Origin of the sequence: Solwaraspora sp. WMMD791, assembly GCF_029581195.1 — a bacterium.
Taxonomy (GTDB): domain Bacteria; phylum Actinomycetota; class Actinomycetes; order Mycobacteriales; family Micromonosporaceae; genus Micromonospora_E.
Window position 1 is genome coordinate 4,107,930 of sequence record NZ_CP120737.1, and the last position, 22,596, is coordinate 4,130,525.

A 22,596-nucleotide genomic window follows, 5' to 3' on the forward strand; every position below is an offset into this window, starting at 1 on the left:
GATCCGGCGGGCAGGGCGTAACCCGGCACGGTCGGCCGCGTTCCACCCGGTATCACAAGCCTGCGGGGGGTGCAGGGAAAGGGCCACGGCGTCGCAGCCGGGAGCAATAGGCGAAAAGCCTGGCTCCCTGAGCGCGGCGCCGTCGCCATGTCCGGCGTCGATGACATCCAGCCGCCGCGCACGGCCGCCGGTAACGCGCCGCGGCCGCCGGTAACGCGCCACGGCCGCCGGTAACGCGCCACGGCCGCCGTCAGTAGCGCAGCCGGATCGACCCGTCGGACCGTACGGGTGCGTCGTCGACCGGGCCGGCCGCATCCGCCGGCGCCAGCAGCGGCCCCCACCACGCCGCCAGGCTCTCGCCGTGCTCGACGATCTCCAACAGGACCGACAGCACCGGCACGGCGATACGGGCCGCCGCGTCCGCGCCGGCCGTGACGCCCGGACCATCGGTGCCGGTGCCGGTGCCGGTGCCAGTGGTGACGGTGACCGCCTCGGCCGAGCCCAGCACTTCGGCCAGGGTGCGGGCCAACGCGGCCCGGCTCAACGACACCCACCGGGCGGTCGCCTCGGCGTACGCGGCGGTCGCCGCCAACCGGCCGGCGTGACTGACCGCCCCCGGGTCCGGCCCGCCGCCGACCAGCCGGGCCGCCAGCGCCTGCCGGCCCGCGTCGTACGCCTGCGCCGCCGCACCGGACCAGTCCCGGTGCACCGCCAGGGCGTCGGCTGCCTCGGCGTACCGGTCGAGGTGGGGTCGGATCGCGGTGCCGGCAGCGACCAGCGGCGCCGGCCGGACCGCGACGAACGCGGCCACCGCGTCCCCCGGCAGCGCTCGCAGCCGCCGCGCCAGCGGCCAGACCGGGTCGTCGGCGGCGGCCCCGTGGTGGGCCAGGCTGCTGTCCACCAGTGCCAGCAGGGTCAGCGCCGGCCCGGCGACCCGGTCCAGGGCGTCCATCACGGCGCCTCCGGGTGGTGCTGCCCGGCCTGCGCGTCGATGTCCCGGTACGCCTGCGCCACGGCGCGCAGCGCGGCGGCGGTGTCGGTCAACCGCCGCGCCGCCTCGGCCGCCTCGGCCGCCCGCTGCGCCGTGGCGGCGTGCCAGTGCCCGACCAGCGTGGCGGTCAGCTCCCCGAGCCGCCCCGGCGCGTCCCCGTCGAGTACGGCGTCGACCGCGCTGTCCAGGTCGGGCAGTCGACGGGCGGTCTCCGCCAGCTGATCGGCGCAGCGGGTCAGGTCGGCGGCGACCTGCGTGACGGCGTCCACTCAGGCCCCCCGCAGGGTCGGGTGGCCGCCGACGGTCTCGGCCCACAGTTTCTCCCGGGCCCAGCGGGCGGCGTCGGCGGCGGCGACCACGGTGGAGCGCACCGCGCCGGCCAGGTCGGCGTTGCTGCGGGAGTGCAACGGGCCGAGGATCCGTACGTCGGTGACGGTGCCGGCGGCGTTGACCACGATCTCGACCGACCCGTCCGGCGAGCGGACGGTGACCTCGACGGTGTGCACCGCCTTGTCGAACTCGACCTGCCGGGCCTCGATGCTGCGGTACCGCTCGACCGCGTTCTCGATCCACGCCTCGTCGATTTCGCGTACCACCGGGATCCTCACCATCGTTCGCGGCGAACGGACGCAGACGACGCCTGCACCCAACGTACGGATGGGGCTGCGCTACGGCACCGAACCGTACCGGGCGGAGGTCTAGCCGCGCCAGAGGCTGAGCATCATCGCTTCGACGGCGATACGTGGCTTGACGTTGCCGGCGATGGCGTCCCGGCAGGTCAACACGGCTTCCAGGCGGCGCAGCGTCGCCTCCGGTGTCCACTTTTCGGCAGCTGCGTCGGCCAGCGGCGCGACGTCGGTGTGCACCGGTGCCACCGGTGCCCGCAGCGACGCCACCAGCACGTCGCGGTAGAAGCCGGCGAGGTCGACCAGGGCCCGGTCCAGAGCGTCACGCTGGGCCCGGGTGGCCCGTGACTTCTGCCGCCGTTCCAGCTCCTTGAGCTGGCCGGCGGAGCCCCGGGCCGCGCCGGCCGCGCCGCGTCCGGTGCCACCGGCGCCGAGCGCGGTCTGCAGGGCGGCGCGTTCCGCCGCGTCGGTCTCGGCGACCGCCGCCTCGGCTTCGGCCTCGGCGGCCTCGATCAACGCGGAGGCGGCGTCGAAGCAGGCGCCGACGTTGGTCAATCGACGCGGTACGGCCAGCACCGCCTCCCGCCGCTGCCGCGCCTGCGGATCCCGGGCCAGCCGTCGGGCGCGGCCGACGTGGCCCTGGGCGGCGGCCGCCGCCCACATCGCGGTCTCCTGCGGTACGCCGTCGCGGCTGGTCAGCACCTGGGCGACCGCGTCGGCCGGCGGCTGGCGCAGGGCGACCACCCGGCAGCGGGACCGGATGGTGACCGAGATGTCGTCCGGGTGGGTGGACGGGGTGCAGAGCAGGAACACCGTCCGGGGCGGTGGCTCCTCGACGGCCTTGAGCAGAGCGTTGCCGGCGGCTTCGGTGAGCCGGTCGGCGTCCTCGATGACCAGGACCTGCCAGCGTCCGCCGGACGGGGTGCTGGCGGCCCGCAGTACCAGGGCACGCATTTCGCCGACGCCGATGGAGAGCCCGTCCGGCACCACGAACCGGACGTCGGCGTGGGTGCCGGCCCGGGTGGTGTGGCAGCCGGGGCACTCACCGCAGCCCCGACCGTGCACGCACTGCAGGGCGGCGGCGAGGGCGCGGGCGGCCACCGACCGGCCGGAACCGGGTGGACCGGTGAAGATCCACGCGTGGGTCATCGCGGCGGCGGACGGCGGTGGCTCGCCGTCACCGGCGGCGAGCAGGTCGGCGGCGGCCACGGCGGCTCGGCGCAGGATCTGCACGGCCTCGTCCTGGCCGACGAGTTCGGTGAAGACGTCGGTGTCCGTCACGGCACTCACCCGCGCCGGCCGGCTTCCGCGTCCGCCGACGCCTCCGTTGGCAGCGGTACGGCGTCCGCCGCCGGTGGATCGGCCGGGCCGTGATCGGCCGGACGGTCGTCAGCCGGCCCGGTCAGTGCCGCGACCCGGGTACGGACCGCGTCGTGCAGTTCGTCCGGCGCCCGGCTGGCGTCGAGCACCAGGTAACGCTTCGGGTCGGCGGCTGCCAGGTCCAGGAACGCGTACCGGACCCGCTCGTGGAAGGCAAGCGACTCGCTCTCCAACCGGTCCGCGCCGGCCCCGCGCCCCTGCGCCCGGGTCAGCCCCGCCGCCGGCTCGATGTCCAGCAGCACCACCAGGTCCGGCTTGAGCCCACCGGTGGCCCAGGAGGAGAGCCAGGAAACCTCCTCCACCGGCAGGACCCGGCCGGCGCCCTGGTAGGCGAGCGACGAGTCGACGTACCGGTCGCTGATCACCACCGCGCCCCGGGCGAGCGCCGGGCGGACCACGGTCGCCACGTGATGGGCCCGGTCGGCGGCGTACAGCAGGGCCTCTGCGCGGGGCGACGGCGCGTCCGCCCCGCCTTCCAGCACCAGCCGGCGGATCTTCTCGCCGAGACCGCTCGACCCCGGTTCGCGGGTCACCACCACGTCGCGGCCCTGCTCCCGCAGGGTCTGCGCGAGCTCGGCGACCTGGGTCGACTTGCCGGCGCCCTCACCGCCCTCGAAGACGATGAAGACCCCGCTGGAGGTGAACGGCTCAGCCGGTGCCAACGGCCGGCCCCGGACCGACCCCCACAGGTCGGCCAGGATCGGCACGCCGGGCTTGTCGTCCATCTGGCGGAACGCGCTGAGCCCGGCGAAGATCCCGGACACCCCGGCGAGCAGCAACAGCAGCCGGGTCGACGAGAACGACAGCCCCAGGTTCGCCACCTGGAACTGGCGGGAGCCACCGACGCCGACCAGCACGCTGCTCAACGAGATGGCCAGCATCAGCACCACCCGGGTGCCGGTCTGCACGACGGCGAACACCCGGCCCCGGACGTCGTCGGCGATCTCGCCGCCGAGCAGCGTGATCCCGGCCAGGAACGCCATCCCGGCGGCCGCGCCGACCAGCACCGCGCCGAGGATCGCCATCGACAGGTGGATCGACAGGGCCAGGATCAGCACAGAGCCGCTGGCCAGCATGATGCTCAAACCGAACCAGCGCCGCCGGGACAGGTCGCGCACGATGGTCGGGCCGAGCCCGATCCCGGCGCCCAGGCCCACGAACAGGGCGGCGAACAGCAAATAGAAGGCGGCGTCACCGGCGCTGAGCGAGGCGGTGAAGAACTGGGCCGTACCGATGACGATGCCGCCGCCGGCGAAGGCACCGAAGATGCCCAGCACCAGCCCGCGCACCAGCGGGGTCTTGCCGATGAACCGCCAGCCGTCGACGAACTGGCGCAGCAGGCTCTGCTGGGTGGCCTCGGCCGCCCCGGCGCGGCCGCTGATCTCCTTGATGCCGTAGAAGACGACGATCGCCGTGGCCAGCCGGGACGCGGCGTTGAAGAAGAGCGCGAGCTGCGCCGGCTCCACCCAGGACGGCAGTTCGGCGCCGCCGCCGGCCGCCCGGACCGCGCCGTCGAGGACCGCCAGGCTGATCGCGGCCAGCACCGGGGTGATGCCGTACGTGGCGATCAGGGTCAGCTGGTTGGCGATCTCCAGCCGGGCCCGGGGGATCAGGTTGGGGACGGCGGCTTCCTTCGCCGGGATCCAGATCAGGGTGATCGTCTCGATCAGGAAGATGGCGATCGCCGCCCACGCCACGGTGGCGGCCCCGCTGGCTCCGAACATCGGCAGCAGCGGGATGGAGGCGAACAGAGCGAACCGCAGCAGGTCGCAGATGACCATCGTGTAGCGGCGGTCGAACCGGTCGGCCAGCACCCCGGCGACCGGGCCGAGCACCAGCGCCGGCAGCAGCCGTACGGCGATGACCCCGCCGAACGCGGCACCCTGCGCCGCGCTGCCGGAGACCTGGGCGGCAGCGAAGACCGAGGTGGCGAGCAGGCCGAGCCAGTCACTGAAGGAAGCGACGCCGAGCACCAGCCAGAGCCGGCGGAACGGACGGATCCGCAGCACCGACCGGAGCGCGGGCAGGCCGGAGAGGTCGACCGGCGCAGCGGCCTGGTCGGCGGGTGGCGCGTCCGGCGCGCCACCGCGTCGCGGACCGCTGACGTTGTCGTCGATGATCGTTCCTCCCCGTCGGGCCGGCGTCGGGCCCCGCTGACACTCTAATCGTGGCTTGCACCTGCCCCCGACCGACATTCCTGCGACGTACCGGACCCGGACCTGGCCCGCGAGACACGAGCCTGTTTCGCGTTCCACCGACACCGGCTACCGTGCGTACGTGGATTCCGACCGGCAGCGTCTGCGTGCCCGACTCGACCGGGCCACCGCCCAGCTGGACCCGCCGGTCGCTGTCGTCGACCTGGCCGCCTTCGACGCCAACGCCGCCGCCCTGGTGCGCCGCGCCGACGGCAAGCCGCTGCGGGTGGCCAGCAAGTCCGTCCGGTCCCGCCAGCTGCTGCGCCGGGTGCTGGCCGGAAAGGGCTGGCGCGGGGTGCTGGCGTACACCCTCGCCGAGGCGAACTGGCTGGTCCGCTCCGGCGTCACCGACGACGCGCTGGTGGCGTACCCGACCTGCGACCGCACCGCGCTCGGCGCGCTGACCAGCAGCGAAGCGCTGGCCGACGGGGTGACGCTGATGGTCGACGATCCGGCCCAGCTCGACATCGTCGACGCGGTCCGGCAACCGGGCGACCGGCCGGTCATCCGGGTCTGCGTCGACCTGGACGCCTCCTGGCGGCCGTTCGGCACCGACCGCGCCCACGTCGGGGTACGCCGGTCCCCGGTGCACGCCGCCACGACCGCCGCCGAGCTGGCCGCCGTCATCGCCGGACGCCCCGGTTTCCGCCTGGTCGGGCTGATGGCGTACGAGGCGCAAATCGCCGGGCTCGCCGACGCCCCCGCCCGTCAGGCGCTACGGGCGGCGGCGATCCGGGCGGTGCAGCGACGGTCGTACCAGGAGCTGCTGCGGCGCCGGGCGGCGGCGGTGGCGGCCGTCTCCCGGTACGCCGAGCTGGAGTTCGTCAACGGTGGCGGTACCGGCAGTGTCGCGGCCACCAGCGCCGATCCGGCGGTCACCGAGGTGACCGCCGGATCAGGGCTGTTCGGGCCGACCCTGTTCGACCACTACCGGGCCTGGCGGCCGCAGCCGGCGGCGCTGTTCGCCCTGCCGGTGGTACGCCGGCCGGCGCCCGGCATCGCCACGGTGCTCGGCGGCGGCTGGATCGCCTCCGGGCCGGCACAACCGGACCGGCTGCCCAGCCCCTGGCTGCCGGGCCGACTGCGGCTGCTCGGCACCGAGGGTGCCGGCGAGGTGCAGACCCCGCTGGTCGGGCCGGACGCGGCCGGGCTGCGGGTCGGCGACCGGGTCTGGTTCCGCCACGCGAAGGCCGGTGAACTGTGCGAGCACGTCACCGAGCTGCACCTGGTGACCGGTGACCGGCTCGACGGCGCGGCACCCACCTACCGTGGTGAGGGCTTCGCCTTCCTCTGAGCCCGGTGCGACGTCAGCTGGTCGTCCGCGCCCTACTGCGGCGGTGCGGTGCGGGCCGTCGGGACGTCCGCCGGGTCGACGTGGCGGTGCAGGTACTCCCGGATCAGCGCCTTGGCCTCGCGCAGCACGCTGTCGTCGCCCTCGGTGTCGCGGCGGAACGCCAGCTTGATCAGCGCGTCGGCGGCCTCCACCGCGATCTGCAACGCGAACCGTAGTCGCGGTTCGTCCGGGATGCCGAACCGCTCCACCAGCACCCGGGTCAGTTCCCCGGCGATCACCGCGTTGTTGTCCCGGCTCTCGTCCAGTAGCCGGACGTCCACCACGTCGCCGAAATGCAGGGTCCGGAACCCCGGCACCGTACGGTGCATGCAGATGTACTCGTCGATGCCGGCGTCGACACCGTCCCACCAGTGGGCGAAGTCGCCACCGGCGAACCGGTCGTTCAGCCGTTGCAGATAGGCCTCGATGTTGCGCAGCGTCAACGCCTGCACGATCGCCCGCTTGTCGGGGAAGAACTGGTAGACCGAGCCGATGGCCACCTCGGCCCGTTCGGCCAGCAAGGTGGTGGTCAGGCCCTCGTAGCCCACCTCGTCGACGATCTCGGCGCACGCGTCGAGCATCCGTTGAACCCGGGCGAGACTGCGCCCCTGGACCGGAACCCGACGCAGCGGGCCACTGGTGACGGCCGGTGTCGACACTCGTCCCACTCCTTTCCGAGAAAGATCCCCCGCGCGTCGGATGCACGTCAGCAGCAGCGAGATCGAAAACGTTACTCGGATTAACGATCGAACCCGATATCGGTATTTACCTGCCCAGGATGAGGCTGATATGAATATCTTTCACGTGTGTCCCAGCGCCCGGGAGGCCGGATGTCAGCCACTGCCGCGTCGCCCCCGACCGGCCCGGTGCACTGGTCGAACTGGGCCGGCAACCAGCAGGCCACGGTCCGGCAGGTGCTGCGGCCGGCGACCGTCGACGAGCTCTCCGCCCAGCTGCGGGCCGCCGCCGACGCCGGCGGCCGGGTCAAGCCGGTCGGCAGCGGGCACTCGTTCACCGACATCGCCACCGCCCCCGACCGGCAGCTCGACCTGAGCGCCCTGGCCACCCCGGTGACGGTGAACACGGGGGCGCGGCTGGTCACCGTACCGGCCGGGATGACGCTGCGCCGGCTCAACGCCCTGCTCGCCAGCCACCGGCTGGCCCTGCCGAACCTCGGCGACATCGATGCGCAGACCATCGCCGGGGCGATCTCCACCGGCACCCACGGCACCGGCGCCGGGCTGCCCGGGCTCGCCGGGTTCGTCGACTCCCTCACCATGGTCACCGCCGCCGGCGAGGTGCTGCACTGCTCCGAACGACAACACCCGGACGTGTTCGCCGCCGCCCGGGTCGGGCTCGGCGCACTCGGCGTACTCGTCGAAGTGACCCTGCGCTGCGTGGACGCCTTCGTGCTGCGCGCCGCCGAACGCCCCGGCACCCTCGCCGACGTCCGCGCCACCCTGCCCGAGCTGGCCGACGGCAACGACCACGCCGAGTTCTTCTGGTTCCCGTACACCGACCGGGTGCAGCTGCGGGTCAACAACCGGACCCCGGTCGACGACCAACCGCTGCCGTCCTGGCGCGGCTGGTTCGACGACGAGTTCATGGCCAACACCGTGCTCGACGGGGTCTGCCGGCTCGGCCGCGCGATACCCGGCGTCGTGCCGACGTTGAACACGCTCACCGCCCGCGCCGCGGCCACCCGCACCTACACGGGCCGATCCGACCGGGTCTTCTGCAGCCCCCGCCGGGTGCGGTTCGCCGAGATGGAGTACGCGCTGCCCCGCTCGGCACTCGACCCGGTGTTGACCGCCCTGGCCGACATCGTCGACCGCCTGCCGCACCGGGTGATGCTGCCGGTGGAGGTACGGTTCGGTGCCGGCGACGACAGCTGGCTGTCACCGGGCCACCGGCAGGACTGCGGGTACGTGGCGGTCCACCAGTACACCGGGATGCCGTACGAGGAGTACTTCCAGGCGTTCGAACGGGTCGCCACCGACCTGGGCGGTCGACCGCACTGGGGCAAACTGCACTGGCGCACCGCCGAGACGCTCGCGCCGGCGTACCCACGGTTCGCCGACTTCCTGGCGGTCCGTGACCGGCTCGACCCGGGCCGGGTCTTCGCCAACGACTACACCGAGCGGGTCCTCGGCGGCTGACCGGCGGTCAGCCGCCCCGGTCCCGGTCAGCCGCCCCGGTCAGCCCTCGTCCGGTTGGCCGGTCGCCTTGCGGGCGGTGGTGGCCTTACGGGGCGCGGCTTTCTTCGCTGGCGTCGCCTTCGACCCGGTGGCCTTCTTCGTCGCAGTCGACTTCGCCGCCGCCGTCTTCTTCGCGGCGGTCGACTTCGACGCGGTCGCCTTCTTCGCCGGCGTCGCCTTCTTGGCTGCCGCCTTCTTGCGCGGCGCCGGCCCCTTCGCCCGCTTCTCGGCGAGCATCTCCGAGGCCTGTTCGATGGTCAGCGACTCCGGGGTCTGGCCCCGCCGCAACGAGGCGTTGCTCTCGCCGTCGGTGACGTACGGACCGAACCGGCCGTCCTTGATCACCAGTGGCAGTTCGGTGAGCGGGTCCACGCCCATCTCGCGCAGCGGCGGCGCGGCGGCCCGCCGCTGCCGGGTCTTCGGCGCGGCGAGCAACGCCAGCGCCTCGTCCAGCGAGACGGTGAAGATCTTCTCCTCGGACTCCAGCGACCGGAACTCGTCGCCCTTCTTCACGTACGGGCCGTACCGGCCGGCCGCGGCGAGCACCTCGGCACCGTCGGGTGCGGTGCCGACCAACCGGGGCAGGGAGAGCAGTTGCAGCGCCTCGGCGATGCTCAACGACTCCGGCGACTGGGAGCGCAGCAGTGAGGAGCGGCGTTCGCCACTGGCGACGTACGGGCCGAACCGGCCGGACTTCAGCACGATCGGCTCGCCGGTCTCCGGGTGCTCGCCGAGCTTGCGCTCACCGCCGCCGCCGAGGAACAGCTCGTTGACCTTTTCCGGCGTCAACTCGTCCGGGGCGATCCCTTCCGGCAGCGACACCCGGTCACCGGCGGACCCCGCCGCCTGCTCCGACCCTTCGCCGCCGGCCTGCTCCGACCCTTCGCCGCCGGCAGCCGTCGAAGTCGGGGTCGGGGCCGGGGCCGGGTTCGGCTGTTCGGCGTTGTCCGCACCGTCCGCACCGGGCAGGAACCGCTGCAGGTACGGGCCGTACCGGCCGACCCGGACGACGACCTGCCGCCCGTCGTCGTCGACGAACAGCGGGATCGAGTTGACGCTGCGCGCGTCGATCTCGCCGAGTTTCTCGGTGACCAGCCGCTTCAGGCCGCCGGAGCGGGCCACCGACTGGTCCCCCGCGCTGTCGCTGCCGAAGTAGAACGAGGTCAGGAAGTCGACCGCCTGGTGGTCGCCGGAGGCGATCTCGTCCAGCTCGTTCTCCATGCTGGCGGTGAAGTTGTAGTCGACCAGCCGGGGGTAGTGCGTCTCGAGCAGGCCGATCACCGCGAACGCCAGGAACGACGGGATCAGCGCCTGCCCGCGCTTGGCGACGTACCCCCGGTCCTGGATCGTCTGCATGATCGACGCGTAGGTCGACGGCCGGCCGATGCCCAGCTCCTCCAGCGCCTTGACCAGCGACGCCTCGGTGTAGCGCGCCGGCGGCTGGGTGCTGTGGCCGACCGCGGCCAGCTCCTGGGCGGTCAGCGGCTGGTCCTTGGTCAGGTTCGGCAGCCGCCGCTCGGCGTCCTCGGCCTCGGCCGACTCGTCGTCGGAGGACTCGACGTAGGCGCGCAGGAAGCCGGGGTCGGTGATCGTCTTACCGGTGGCGCCGAAGTCGCACTCCTCACCGGCGGTGGAGACCGCCCGGATCCGCACCGAGACGCTGGAACCGACCGCGTCGGTCATCTGCGAGGCGATGGTCCGCCGCCAGATCAGCTCGTAGAGCTTGAACTCCTCGCCGGACAGCTCGTTGGCCAGCTCACCGGGGGTGCGGAAGTGGTCGCCGGCGGGCCGGATCGCCTCGTGCGCCTCCTGGGCGTTCTTCACCTTGCCGGTGTAGCGGCGCGGCTCCGGCGGCACGAACCGGTCGCCGTACAGCTCGGCGACCTGGCTGCGGGCGGCGGCGATCGCCGTCTCCGACAGGTTGACCGAGTCGGTACGCATGTAGGTGATGTAGCCGTTCTCGTACAGCCGCTGCGCGGTCCGCATCGTCTGCTGCGAGGAGAACCGCAGCTTGCGGGCCGCCTCCTGCTGCAGCGTGGAGGTGATGAACGGGGCGTACGGCCGACGCCGGTACGGCTTCTCCTCGACCCGGGTGACGGTGAACGGCCGGCCGTCCAGCCGGGCCGCCAGACCACGGGCCCCGTCGCCGTCGAGGTGCACCACCGACGCCTCCGGGCGGACCCGGCCGGTGGTCGGCTCGAAGTCCTTGCCGGTGGCGATCCGGTCCCCGCCGAGCGCGATCAGCATGGCGGTGAAGCTGCGCGGTCCGTCGGCGTCGGCACCCGTACGGCCGGTCAGCGCCAGGGTGGCCTGGATGTCCCAGTATTCGGCGGTACGGAACGCCATCCGCTGCCGTTCCCGCTCCACCACGATCCGGGTGGCGACCGACTGCACCCGGCCGGCGGAGAGCCGGGGCATCACCTTCTTCCACAGCACCGGCGAGACTTCGTAGCCGTACAGCCGGTCCAGGATGCGCCGCGCCTCCTGGGCATCGACCAGGTCCCGGTCGATCTCACGGGGGTTGGCGACGGCGGCCTGGATGGCGGCCCGGGTGATCTCGTGGAAGACCATCCGCCGGACCGGCACCTTCGGCTTGAGGGTCTCCACCAGGTGCCAGGCGATCGCCTCGCCCTCGCGGTCCTCATCCGTGGCGAGGAAGACCTCGTCGACCTCCTTGGCCAGCCTGGTCAGCTTGGCGATCTGCTGCTTGCGGTCGGGTGAGACGACGTACAGGGCGGAGAATCCGTTGTCCACGTCGACGCCGAGCCGGGCCCACGGCTCCTTCTTGTACCGGGCGGGCACGTCGGCGGCATTGCGCGGCAGGTCCCGGACGTGCCCGAGGCTGGCCTCCACGACGTACCCCGGGCCAAGGTAGCCCGAGATCGTCTTGGCCTTCGCCGGCGATTCGACGATGACCAGACGGCTGTTTGAGGTGTTGCTCGGCACTTCTCTCCTGACCTCGACCCAGTCAGGTCGCTGCCCGCAGGGCAGCGACCCAGCCACTCCGGGCTGCTGGTGACAGGCAGCGGCCCAGATCGACCGGCGCCCGCCACGGCGGGCGGGCGACAGTCACGACGTCCAACGTAACGCGAACCCGGGGCCGGTGGAGCACACGCACACCAGCCGTACGCCCGATTCGCCTCGGTCGTCCGGTTGTTCCTTCGCAGCCGACCAGCAGCCCGCCCGACGCTGAACCAGCTCGTGCCCACCGCACCAACGGCGACACGGTACACCGAACGGTAGGCGTGACGTGGCGCACCGCACCGGATCGAACCTGGCCAGTGACTCCGACGCGTACCTGCCCGCCCACCGACAGGTACGGGTCGGGCCCGGGGTGGGCCGCCGAGCGGCCCTGGTCACGCCCAGCCGTCGACCGGGGCGGCGGCGGGCCGGTCGCCGAGCAACTCGGCCAGCCGGGTCAGCCGCCGGCGGCCGACGATCCGGTACGCCGGACCACCCGAACCGGCGTCCAGCAGTACCGCCGGCAGGCCGATCGCGGCGAGCGCCGCGCCTACCTGGGGCCAGTTGTCGGCGTCCGCGACGTCCAGGCCGAGCCGGTAGCCGAGCTGGTCGCGCAGGCCCGCGGCGGCCGCCCACAGCCGGAGCCGCTGCCCGGCCAGGTGGAAGCCCGTCGGCGGCCGCTTGACCAGCCGCTCGTCCTCATCACCGGGCTCCGGCCCGGCAGCCTCGTTGGTGCGGTGGGCATCGGGCGGCGGGTGCAGCCAGCCGGCCCCCAGCCGGGCCAGCACCGCCGTGTAGGCGGTCCGCACCACCAGGCCGCCGCCCTCCGGCAGTTGCCGCCAGTTCGGCGTCAGCCCCCGTAGCCGCAGCTCGGCCACCAGCACGTGCACCCGCCAGGGATCGTCGACCCGCACCGACACCCGGACCGTACCGCCCATCCGGCTGATCTGGCCCGGCCCGGCGAGCAGGCCCGCCAGGTCACCCGGCGTCGGATCGACCGCCGCGACCCCGAACAGGGACAGCTGCCGCGCGGTCAGGGCACCGGCGGACGGCTCGACCGGCGGGGTCAGCGACACTCCGGGACCTCGTCGAAGGCCCGGTTGAGTTCGGCGGAATCCAACGAGCTGGTGTCCAGCGCGCTGCGCTGGTAGTCGTCGGTGAGCGTGGCCAGCACCGCCTCGACCCCGTCGTAGAAGGTCTCCGAGGGGCCGCTGGCGTCCAGCCCGGCGATCCCCTCCTCGGCCTTACCGTACGCGTCCCGGACCGCACTCAGCGACGCGACGAAGCCGGTGGCGACCTGCTCGCCCTGGTCGGCGTCGGGGATTCCGGCGTCGGCCACCCGGGTCCGGGCGGTCTCGGTGGCGGCTTCCGCCCCGGCAAGCAGCCGGACCAGGTTCTCCTGGGCCTGCGCCGGGGTGGTCTGCGCCGTCATCTGCTGCTGGGTGCTGCTGGTCAGGTTGCTGATCTCCGTCCGCCACGGGCGCAGCGCGGTGCAGACCTCAGCGGCCCACACGACCGGGCTCGGCCCACCGCCGCAGGCGGCCAGAGTCAGTACGGCGACGACGAGCACCACTGTGGTCCGGGCGGTGGATACCACGTGGTGCGCTCCCATGATGTGCAGCGTACGCACCGGCGCCGACAGCCGTACGGCCCGCCGCCGGTGGCACGATACGTCGATGCCGGTGGCCCCGGGCGGCCCACCCACGAGGGGTACGCGGGCCGCCCGGGGCCACCGGATGGATCAGACGCTCACCCGCTCCGATTCCGAGCCGGTGGCACCGCCGCCGGCCGGGCCGTCGCCGATGTTCTCGCCCATCGCCATCGGCTTGCGCTTGGTGAACACCACGGCGGCCACCACGATCAGCGTGGCCACCACCGCGATGGTGATCCGCAGCGGGTCGTTCTGGTCGGTCCCGACGCCCCACATGATCACGGCGGGCGCGATCAGCAGCGCCACCAGGTTCATCACCTTCAGCAGTGGGTTGATCGCCGGGCCGGCGGTGTCCTTGAACGGGTCGCCGACGGTGTCACCGATGACCGTGGCGGCGTGCGCCTCGGAGCCCTTGCCGCCGTGCGCGCCGTCCTCGACCAGCTTCTTGGCGTTGTCCCAGGCACCACCGGAGTTGGCCAGGAAGACCGCCATCAGCACACCGGTGCCGATCGCCCCGGCCAGGTACGCGGCGAGCGCACCGGCACCCAGGCCGAAGCCGACCGCGATCGGTGCCAGCACCGCCAGCAGACCCGGGGTGAGCAGTTCCCGCTGGGCGTCGCGGGTGCAGATGTCGACGACCTTGCCGTACTCCGGCCGTTCGGTCCGTTCCATGATCCCGGGGTGCTCCCGGAACTGGCGACGGACCTCCATCACGACGGCGCCGGCGGAGCGCGACACCGCGTTGATCGCCAGGCCGGAGAAGAGGAAGACCACCGCGGCACCGATGATCAGGCCGACCAGGTTGCCCGGGTTGGCGACGTTGAGCGAGTCGGCCAGGTACGCCGGGACGTCGTCGATGCCGGCGTCGTTGAGCGCGATGCTGACCGTGTCGGTGTAGGAGCCGAACAGCGCGGTCGCGGCGAGTACGGCGGTCGCGATCGCGATGCCCTTGGTGATCGCCTTGGTGGTGTTGCCGACCGCGTCGAGCTCGGTGAGGGTGCGGGCCCCGGCCTCGTCGATGTCGCCGGACATCTCGGCGATGCCCTGCGCGTTGTCGGAGATCGGGCCGAAGGTGTCCATCGCCACGATCACGCCGACCGTGGTGAGCAAACCGGTGCCGGCCAGCGCCACGGCGAACAGCGACAGGGTGATGGAGCCGCCGCCGAGCAGGAACGCGCCGAACACGGCGGCGCCGACCAGCAGCGCCGAGTAGACCGCCGACTCCAGGCCGACGCTGATGCCGGCCAGGATGACGGTCGCCGGGCCGGTCAGCGAGCTCTTGCCGATGTCCTGCACCGGGCGGCGGTGCACCTCGGTGAAGTAGCCGGTGAGCAGCTGGATCGCGGCGGCCAGCACGATGCCGATGATCACGGAGCCGATGGCCAGGCCGGCCGGGGACAGCGGCAGGTCCACACCGTCGTCGACGCCGAGCTGCGTACGCCAGTCGTCGCCGAGCAGGTCGGTCCAGCTGCCGGGCAGGTAGAGGAACGCGGCGATGGCGACCAGTACGGCGGCGAGCACCGCCGAGGTGAAGAAGGCCCGGTTGATCGCCACCATGCCGTTGCGGTCCGACGGACGCAACCGGGTGATCAGTACGCCGAACAGCGCGATCACCGCGCCGATGGTGGAGACGATCAGCGGGAAGACCAGGCCCTCCTCGCCGAACGCGGCCCGGCCCAGGATCAGGGCGGCGACCAGGGTCACCGCGTACGACTCGAACAGGTCGGCGGCCATGCCGGCGCAGTCACCGACGTTGTCGCCCACGTTGTCGGCGATGGTCGCCGGGTTGCGGGCGTCGTCCTCCGGGATGCCCTGCTCCACCTTGCCGACCAGGTCGGCACCGACGTCGGCGGCCTTGGTGAAGATGCCGCCGCCGACCCGCATGAACATGGCCAGCAGGGCGGCACCGAAGCCGAAGCCCTCGAGGACGGTCGGCGCGTCGACCCGGTAGATGACCACCACCAGGGCCGCGCCGAACAGGCCGAGACCCACCGTCAGGAAGCCGACCACGCCGCCGGTGCGGAAGGCGATCTTCATCGCGTTCTCCCGGCCGCCGGCCCCGGCACCGGCCGCGGCGGCGACCCGCAGGTTCGCCCGGGTGGCCAGGGCCATCCCGGCGCCGCCGATGAAGGCGCTGAACACCGCGCCCACCACGAAGAAGGCGGACCGGCCGATCTTCACCATCGTCTCGCTGCCCTGTGTCTCGTGGACGGGCAGCAGGAAGAGCAGTACGACGGCGAGTACGACGAACACGCCGAGGGTCTTGAACTGGCGGAACAGGTACGCCGACGCGCCTTCCTGCACGGCGCCGGCGATCTCCTGCATGTTCGTGGTGCCCTTACCGGTCGCCAGCACCGCCCGTACCAGGGCGGCGGCGAAACCCAGCGCCACCAGCGCGATGACCGCGGCGATGACGACGTACGTCAGGTGTGAGCCGGTAAGGGACAGCCCGCCGCCTTCAGCGGCCAAGGTGGTCCGGGACATCAGTGTCCTCCTGTACCGAACGCTCGCCCCGGCCGGTGGACGAACCGTCGGGGCGACTCCACGCGGGGAGCAACGAGGTCTGCTGGCGCCCACGGTTTGTGGGGCCAGGACAGTTGGTGATAACCCGCGTACTCTAGCGGCCCGAGGTAAGCCAGGTCACACCGTCTACCCACCCAGTTGTGGATCATTCTCGCAGGCAGCGGGAATTGTGTGACGACCGATGTTGATCTTCGTCGGTTTGGGCGGACCCGTCGGTGTTGCGCTCAGTGGCATCGGCGCTGCGGTAGGTGGCATCGATGGCCGCGCTCAGCGGCAGGATGGATCAGCCGCACGAACGGATCAGCGGCCCGATGGGATCGACGCTTCAGCGGCCGACCGGCCAGACCATCCGTACCTCGGTGCCGATGCCCTCGTCGACCGGGCGCACCTGCAGATCCTCGACGAAGCCGGCCAGCAGCGCGAAGCCCACGCCGACGGTCAACGCCTCGTCGGTCAGCGACTCGTCGGCCAACTCGTCCGGCGGCAACGCGCTGAGCCCCAGACCAGCCTCGATCGGCGCCCGGTCGATCACCCGTACGGTGTACGTCTCCTCATCGGACATCTCGACCTGCACCAGGTCGGTCAGCCCGTACTGGCGGTGCAGGGCGACCGCCCGGGTGCACGCTTCACCGATCGCCAACCGCACCTCGTCGAGCAGCTCCTCGGCGACGCCGGCACGACGCGCGACAGCAACGCCGACCAGGCGCGCGGTGCGCACGTGCACCGGCGCCGGGGAGAACGACAGGCGGACCGTGGCCATCACGCCGTCGGAGCTACGCCGAGTGGGCCGTCCGGTCCGTCACCGGTGGCGGCCTCGACCGTCGGGAAGATCGGGAAGACCTGGTCCAGCGCGGTGATCCGGAAGATCTTCAACAACGGCTCCTTGTCGCAGACCAGCCCGAAGGTGCCGCCGGCGGGGCGCAGCCGCTTGAGCGCGCCGACCAGCACACCGAGTCCGGTGGAGTCGAGGAAGTCGACCCGCCGCAGATCCACCACGATCTTGCGACTGCCGGCGTCGATCAGCTCGATCAGCCGTTCCCGCAGGCGTGGAGCGGTGTAGACGTCCACCTCGCCGCCGACTTCCAGCACCGTGTGCTCGCCCGCCGTGCGAGTCGACAACGACAGCTCCATCGGTCTCCTCCTCGGCTGCGACGCGTGCTGTTGGCATCTAACCACCGACCGGCACACCCGCGCCGCGCGGCTGCCGGTCGACGACGTCCGCCCCGGGGTGCCGACGTCCGCACACCAGTGCGAGAGTGCATTGGTGACCTCACCCGCCACCGTAACGCCTGGGCCGGCACCGGACCCGGCGGGGTTGCTGCGCCGCTGGCGGTCCATCGGGCACCAGCCCCGCCAGGGGCCGGACGGCGGGCACCAGCCCCGCCAGGGGCCGGACGGCGGGCAACTGCCCCGCCAGGGTGGCGGCGACCCCCGGTCGGCGGCCGGCTTCGGGCCGGACGCGGTCACCCACGTCGAACGGCTGCCGGCCCGGGACGGGGTGAGCGTGCCATGGCCCGACTGGGTGCCGGACCAGCTGCGCGCGGCGCTGGCGGCCCGTGGGGTCGACCGGCCCTGGCAACATCAGGCGTACGCCGCCGAGCTGGCCCGCGCCGGACGCCACGTCGTCGTCGCCACCGGCACCGGTTCGGGAAAGTCGTTGGCGTACCTGCTGCCGGCGCTGGCGACGCTGCTGGCCGACCCACGGGCCACCGTGCTCTACCTGGCACCGACCAAGGCACTCGCGGCCGACCAGCTACGGACCGTCGCCGGGCTCGGCCTGGACGGCATCCGACCGGCCTGCTACGACGGCGACACCCCGCAGAGCGAACGGGCCTGGATCCGCCAGCACGCCCGCTTCGTGCTGACCAACCCGGACATGCTGCACCGGGGCATCCTGCCCGGGCACAACGGCTGGTCACAGTTCCTGCGCCGGCTGACGTACGTGATCGTCGACGAATGCCACAGCTACCGGGGAGTCTTCGGCTCCCACGTGGCACACGTCCTGCGTCGGCTGCGCCGACAGACCGAGCGGTACGGCCGGATCCGCCAGCAGGCCGCCGTACCCGACGCCGGTCGGGCCAAGGTCGACAGCCGGGCCAAGGCCGACGACCGGGTCGGTGCCGCCGGCCTGGCCGGGCCGACGTTCATCCTCGCGTCGGCCACCTCCGGCGCGCCGGAGCAGTCCGCCGGGCAGCTGACCGGGCTGCCGGTGACGGCGGTGACCGAGGACGGGGCACCCCGGGGCGCGGTGACGTTCGCCCTGTGGGAGCCACCGTTGCTGCCCGGTGCCCGCGCCGACACCGAGGACCTCACCCCGGTCCGCCGCTCCGCCCTGCGGGAAAGCGCCGACCTGCTCGCCGACGCCGTCTCCGCCGGGGTACGGACGCTGGCGTTCGTCCGCTCCCGGCGGGGAGCCGAGGTGGTCGCCACCACCGCCCGCCGGGCCCTGGACGAGGCGGTCCCCGGGCTGGGTGCCCGGGTGGCGGCGTACCGGGCCGGGTTCCTCGCCGAGGAGCGCCGCGCACTGGAACGCTCCCTGGCCAGCGGTGAACTGCTCGGGATGGCCACCACCAACGCGCTGGAACTCGGCGTGGACCTGGTCGGTCTGGACGCGGTGCTGATCTGCGGCTACCCCGGCACCCGGGCGTCGCTGTGGCAGCAGGCGGGGCGCGCCGGCCGGGCTGGGCGGGAAGCGTTGGCGGTGCTGATCGCCCGCGACGACCCGCTCGACACGTACCTCGTGCACCACCCGGAGGCGGTCTTCGGCCGGCCGGTGGAGGCGACCGTGCTCGACCCCACCAACCCGTACGTGCTCGGGCCGCAACTGTGCTGCGCGGCCGCCGAAGGGGCGCTCACCTCGGCCGACATCGACCTGTTCGGCGGCGCGGTGGTCAAGCAGACCCTGGACGAACTGGTCGCGGCCGGGCTGCTGCGCCGCCGGCCGACCGGCTGGTACTGGACCGCGGCGGGTCGACCCGATGTGGACCTGCGCGGTGAGGGCGGCGCACCGGTCCAGGTGGTGGAGGCGGCCACCGGGCGGCTGCTGGGCACCGTCGACCCCGGCTCGTCGCACTTCCTGGTCCACCCCGGCGCGGTCTACCTGCACCAGGGCGTGTCGTACGTCGTCGACGACCTCGACCTGGCCGACGCCTGCGCCCTGGTGCACGCCGAGGAGCCGGACTGGTCGACGCACGCCCGCGAGGTGACCTCGGTGTCGGTCGTGTCGGTACGCGAGTACCGCGACGCCGGGCCGGTCGGCCTGTTCGTCGGTGACGTCGATGTCACCAGCCAGGTCGTCTCCTACCAGCGGCGACGGATCGGCTCAGGTGAGGTGCTGGACACCCGTCCGTTGGATCTGCCGGCCCGGCAGCTGCGTACCGTCGCGGTGTGGTTCACGGTGTCGCCGGCCGCGCTCGCCGCCGCCGGGGTAGACCCGGCCGACGTACCGGGTGCGCTGCACGCCGCCGAGCACGCGGCGATCGGCCTGCTGCCGCTGGTCGCCACCTGCGACAGGTGGGACATCGGCGGCCTGTCCACGGCGTCGCACGCCGACACCGAGGCACCGACCGTGTTCGTCTACGACGGCCACCCCGGTGGTGCCGGCTTCGCCGAACGGGCGTACCGGGCGGCCCACACCTGGCTCGGTGCCACCCGTGACCTGATCGCCGCCTGTGGCTGCGACACCGGCTGCCCGTCGTGCGTGCAGTCACCCAAGTGCGGCAACGGCAACAACCCACTGGGCAAGGCCGACGCGGTGCGGGTGCTGGACGTGGTCCTGACGAACCTGCCGCCGACATTGGCCGATCAACCATCGGATCCTGGTTGATTTGCTGGCATAGATCTCAGCTGATCTGGATAGATTAGGTCATGGGAGCGCTTCCAGCACGTCGCCGGAGGAGAACGCCGTGGCCGACACCGTGACCGAGACCGTCGAGTTGCTCTACTCGATCGACCAGCAGAACCTCACCGTCGACCAGCAGATAGCCCTGGCCCAGGCGTACGCGTCCCTGGCACAGGCCGAACGCCTCGAGCTGATCCAGCAACGCCTCTACAACATCCAACAGGTCATCTCCCGCTGGGCGATGCACGCCACCACCGCCGACGGTCCGGCCCGCTGATCTCCGGCTCAGTCCTGCGCGTCGGTGCCTCCCCATGGAGCGGCCCGGAGCGGCCCGGCACGGGCGGTGGCGGTCACCGGCCGGTCGACGGCGGTGGCCGGCAGCGGCGTCACCTCGACGGTGACGACGACCTCCAGCCCGTCGACGGTGCAGACCCGCAGCCGTCCGCCGTTGCGCCCGGCGACCTCGGCCGCTCGGGCACAGGCGACGTCGGGGCCGGCGAACACCCGGGCGGCACCGGCCAGGGCGGCCAGGTCGGCCGCCACCGACGCCTGCTGGCGGGCGAGGCGGACCGCGCCGATCAGCGCGCCGGCCGTACCGGCGGCGACCAGCGTCAACCCGACCGCGAGCAGCCACAGACTGGCACTGCCCCGCTGCCTGTCGCCGACCACAGACTGCGACCGACGCTGGTCCCCGGTCACCGGTGCTCGACCGGGGCGTCGGTGCCGTCGGTGGAGCCGGGCCGGTAGGCGCTCCCCGGCGCGGCGGTGGAGCCGGGCTGGTCGGCGCTCCCCGGCTCGTCGGTGGTGCCCGGTTCGAGGGCGGCGGTCGCCGAGGCGGTGACCGACGCCGGCCCGAGTCGGGCACCCAACGCCCGCAACGGCGCCCGGACGGTCACCGTGACCAGGTCACCGTCCACGACGACCCGGACCTCGGCCCCGGCCGGGCCGGGCGGGGCAGCCGTACGGTCCCCACGGGCGGTGGCCAACGCGACCGACCGGGCAAGGTCGAGGCACTCGGCCTTGGTGACCACGGCGGCGACGGCCGAGAGCCCGACTGTCAGCAGCAGGACCAGCGCCGGCAGACCGGCGGCCAACTCGGCGGTGAACGAACCCCGGTCACCGCCGGTCCGCCGGCGCGGCCTCATCCGAGCGCCCGATCGATCACCGAGGCGAGGGCTGCCTGCACACCGTCGCTGGTCAGCACCTTGAGCAGGATCCCGGCGAACGCGACGGCGGCCAGGGTGCCGACGGCGTACTCGGCGGTGTTCATCCCGGCGTCGTCGGCCAACCGGTAAGCCAACCGGGCGCGCCACCGGCCACCCGAGGGGCGACCGGACGCGCCGGCCGCCGTCACCTCCGCTGCCGTCGCCGCCGCGTCGAGCGGAACCTTCGTCAACCGCATGGTCGTTCCTTTCCTCAGAGGACGTCGCCGAGGACGGCGACGATCACCGGCACCAGGCCGGCGAGAATGAAGGCGGGCAGGAAACACAGCCCGAGTGGGAGCACGATCAGCACACCGGCGCGACGGGCCGCCGCCTCGGCCGCCGCCGAACGGCCGGCCCGCAGGTCGTCGGCGAGCCGGATCGCCGCACCGGCGAGAGCGGCTCCGCTGGCGGCGGAGCGCGCCGCGGCGGCGGCCAGCCGGTCGCCGCCCGGCACCGCGTCGAGCTGCCGCCACGCCTCGACCGGCTCCGCCCCGAGCCGCAACGCCCGCGCCACCCGGCTCAGCCGGGCACCGAGCGGCCCGGCGACGGCGTCGGCCACGGCGACCACCGCCTGATCCACCGGCGCTCCGGCGCGCAACGCCGCCGCCAACAGGTCGGCGGCCAACGGCAGGTCAGCGGCCGCGCGCAGCCGTCGACGGCGTACCGACGGGGGTTCGATCCGCCGCAGCGACCGGTCGACCCCGACAGCGACCCCGACAGCCACCGGCAGGTACCACCCGCTCCCGCCGATCACCAGCACCGCCAAGCCGGACAGTGCCGCGACCGGCCGCACCAGCCGGGACAGATCGAACTCCGGTGCCGGCTCCCCGCCGAGGCGGGCCAGCCGGCGGCGGGCAGCACGCGCCGTGACCGGCCCGGCGGCGGTCCGCAGTGGTGCACGGATGCTGGTCGCCATCAGCTGGTCGCCTCCGGTGCCCGGTTCAGCCGCTCGGTCCAGGCCAACCCGGCGACTTGCAGAGCGACGGCGGCCAACGCGCAGCCGGCACCGGTCGGGGTCCGCAGCAGCACCGCCAACGGGTCCACTCCGATGCTGTAGCCGAGCGCCAGACCGCCGACCGGCAGGGCGGCCAGCAGCCAGGCGGTCATCTGCGCCCCGGCGGCCTGCGCGGCCACCGCATCCCGTGACCGGTCCACCGCCCGGGCGTCGGCTTCGATCCGTTCGATCAGGTCGGCCAGTGGCGCGCCGGTGCGTTCCGCCAGCCGTACGGCAGCGGCCGACAGGTGCGCGAGCCGCGTCGCGGCGGCGTCCGCCGGTACGGCCGTCAGCGTCACCGGCTGCACCGGAAGGCCGGCCCGCAGGTCGGCGGCGTGCGCGGCCAGTGCGTCCACCTGCCGTACCCGCCCGTCCCGTCTGGCCTTGCCGGCCGCGCGGCCCGCCGCCGTCCTCAGGCCGAGCCCGAGGTACGCGGCGGCGACCGCCGCCGCCACCGGCCCGCCCAGCCAGCCGGCGGCCAGCCCACCGCCGCCGGCCACCGCGACCAGCGTCCAGCGTGGATGCCTGCGGGCGGCGTCGCCGAGCCACCGCGCCCCGGCGCGCAGCCGGACGCCGACCTGGGTGCTCGCCGGTGCGGTCGGTGCCGGCAGCGTCGAGGCCTGGCCGGTCACCGCCAGCAGCCGACGGCGGTAACTCCGAGGCCGCAACGGGCGGGGCCAGCGCCGAAGTAGCGGACC

The 22,596-nt window shown here is 73.4% G+C and carries 21 protein-coding genes; 4 read left to right on the top strand and 17 right to left on the bottom strand.

The window, feature by feature from the left end; genetic code table 11:
- Positions 1-250: 250 nt before the first annotated feature.
- From O7623_RS18220 to tmk, 5 genes are all read right to left on the bottom strand, one after another.
- Positions 251-952, bottom strand: a complete 702-nt coding sequence (locus O7623_RS18220) for a hypothetical protein (RefSeq protein WP_282224231.1) — start codon at positions 950-952, stop codon at positions 251-253.
- Positions 952-1,260, bottom strand: coding sequence for a hypothetical protein (locus O7623_RS18225; RefSeq protein WP_282224232.1), 309 nt, complete (start codon positions 1,258-1,260; stop codon positions 952-954). Before O7623_RS18225 ends, O7623_RS18220 begins: the two co-directional genes overlap by 1 nt.
- Positions 1,261-1,587, bottom strand: coding sequence for a YbaB/EbfC family nucleoid-associated protein (locus O7623_RS18230; RefSeq protein ID WP_282224233.1), 327 nt, complete (start codon positions 1,585-1,587; stop codon positions 1,261-1,263).
- 102 nt (positions 1,588-1,689) lie between these two features.
- A complete protein-coding gene (locus tag O7623_RS18235; protein ID WP_282224234.1) occupies positions 1,690-2,898 on the bottom strand; it encodes a DNA polymerase III subunit delta' in 1,209 nt (402 codons plus the stop codon).
- A gap of 5 nt (positions 2,899-2,903) precedes the next feature.
- Complete coding sequence (gene tmk / locus O7623_RS18240) at positions 2,904-4,970, bottom strand: dTMP kinase (protein WP_282229462.1); 2,067 nt, start codon at positions 4,968-4,970, stop codon at positions 2,904-2,906.
- Positions 4,971-5,274: 304 nt separating this feature from the next.
- Between tmk and O7623_RS18245 the strand changes: the two genes are divergently transcribed.
- On the top strand, positions 5,275-6,486 hold the full coding sequence (locus O7623_RS18245) for an alanine racemase (protein ID WP_282224235.1): 1,212 nt from the start codon (positions 5,275-5,277) through the stop codon (positions 6,484-6,486).
- Between the two features lie 32 nt (positions 6,487-6,518).
- Here O7623_RS18245 and O7623_RS18250 read toward each other — a convergent pair whose 3' ends face one another.
- Positions 6,519-7,106, bottom strand: coding sequence for a TetR family transcriptional regulator (locus O7623_RS18250; RefSeq protein ID WP_282229463.1), 588 nt, complete (start codon positions 7,104-7,106; stop codon positions 6,519-6,521).
- Positions 7,107-7,355: 249 nt separating this feature from the next.
- On the opposite strand from O7623_RS18250, the gene O7623_RS18255 reads away from it, so the two are divergent.
- The gene (locus O7623_RS18255) at positions 7,356-8,684 is read left to right on the top strand and encodes a D-arabinono-1,4-lactone oxidase (protein WP_282224236.1); all 1,329 of its coding nucleotides are present in this window, start codon (positions 7,356-7,358) and stop codon (positions 8,682-8,684) included.
- Between the two features lie 39 nt (positions 8,685-8,723).
- Here the strand turns inward: O7623_RS18255 and topA are convergent, their stop codons facing one another.
- From topA to O7623_RS18285, 6 genes are all read right to left on the bottom strand, one after another.
- Positions 8,724-11,669, bottom strand: a complete 2,946-nt coding sequence (gene topA / locus O7623_RS18260) for a type I DNA topoisomerase (RefSeq protein ID WP_282224237.1) — start codon at positions 11,667-11,669, stop codon at positions 8,724-8,726.
- Positions 11,670-12,079: 410 nt separating this feature from the next.
- Complete coding sequence (locus O7623_RS18265; protein ID WP_282224238.1) at positions 12,080-12,760, bottom strand: hypothetical protein; 681 nt, start codon at positions 12,758-12,760, stop codon at positions 12,080-12,082.
- Positions 12,751-13,296 carry a hypothetical protein gene (locus O7623_RS18270; RefSeq protein ID WP_282224239.1) on the bottom strand — a complete coding sequence of 182 codons (546 nt, stop codon included), beginning with the start codon at positions 13,294-13,296 and terminating at the stop codon, positions 12,751-12,753. Before O7623_RS18270 ends, O7623_RS18265 begins: the two co-directional genes overlap by 10 nt.
- 129 nt (positions 13,297-13,425) lie before the next feature.
- Positions 13,426-15,819 (bottom strand): sodium-translocating pyrophosphatase, encoded by a 2,394-nt coding sequence (locus tag O7623_RS18275; RefSeq protein ID WP_282224240.1) that lies wholly within the window; start codon positions 15,817-15,819, stop codon positions 13,426-13,428.
- A 364-nt stretch (positions 15,820-16,183) separates the two neighbouring features.
- A complete protein-coding gene (locus O7623_RS18280) occupies positions 16,184-16,621 on the bottom strand; it encodes an ATP-binding protein (protein WP_282224241.1) in 438 nt (145 codons plus the stop codon).
- Complete coding sequence (locus O7623_RS18285) at positions 16,618-16,989, bottom strand: STAS domain-containing protein (protein WP_282224242.1); 372 nt, start codon at positions 16,987-16,989, stop codon at positions 16,618-16,620. The genes O7623_RS18280 and O7623_RS18285 overlap by 4 nt, the downstream gene beginning before the upstream one ends.
- Before the next feature lie 274 nt (positions 16,990-17,263).
- On the opposite strand from O7623_RS18285, the gene O7623_RS18290 reads away from it, so the two are divergent.
- Positions 17,264-19,684, top strand: coding sequence for a DEAD/DEAH box helicase (locus O7623_RS18290; protein WP_348775165.1), 2,421 nt, complete (start codon positions 17,264-17,266; stop codon positions 19,682-19,684).
- A 79-nt stretch (positions 19,685-19,763) separates the two neighbouring features.
- Positions 19,764-19,976, top strand: coding sequence for a hypothetical protein (locus tag O7623_RS18295; protein WP_282224243.1), 213 nt, complete (start codon positions 19,764-19,766; stop codon positions 19,974-19,976).
- An 8-nt stretch (positions 19,977-19,984) separates the two neighbouring features.
- Here the strand turns inward: O7623_RS18295 and O7623_RS18300 are convergent, their stop codons facing one another.
- From O7623_RS18300 to O7623_RS18320, 5 genes are all read right to left on the bottom strand, one after another.
- The gene (locus O7623_RS18300; protein ID WP_282224244.1) at positions 19,985-20,398 is read right to left on the bottom strand and encodes an Rv3654c family TadE-like protein; all 414 of its coding nucleotides are present in this window, start codon (positions 20,396-20,398) and stop codon (positions 19,985-19,987) included.
- Positions 20,395-20,844 (bottom strand): TadE family type IV pilus minor pilin, encoded by a 450-nt coding sequence (locus O7623_RS18305; protein ID WP_282224245.1) that lies wholly within the window; start codon positions 20,842-20,844, stop codon positions 20,395-20,397. The genes O7623_RS18300 and O7623_RS18305 overlap by 4 nt, the downstream gene beginning before the upstream one ends.
- Positions 20,841-20,969 carry a DUF4244 domain-containing protein gene (locus O7623_RS18310; protein ID WP_282229464.1) on the bottom strand — a complete coding sequence of 43 codons (129 nt, stop codon included), beginning with the start codon at positions 20,967-20,969 and terminating at the stop codon, positions 20,841-20,843. Before O7623_RS18310 ends, O7623_RS18305 begins: the two co-directional genes overlap by 4 nt.
- A 146-nt stretch (positions 20,970-21,115) precedes the next feature.
- Positions 21,116-21,820 carry a type II secretion system F family protein gene (locus O7623_RS18315; RefSeq protein WP_282224246.1) on the bottom strand — a complete coding sequence of 235 codons (705 nt, stop codon included), beginning with the start codon at positions 21,818-21,820 and terminating at the stop codon, positions 21,116-21,118.
- Positions 21,820-22,530: a hypothetical protein gene (locus O7623_RS18320; RefSeq protein WP_282224247.1), complete on the bottom strand. Its 711-nt coding sequence runs from the start codon at positions 22,528-22,530 to the stop codon at positions 21,820-21,822. Before O7623_RS18320 ends, O7623_RS18315 begins: the two co-directional genes overlap by 1 nt.
- Positions 22,531-22,596: the final 66 nt, after the last annotated feature.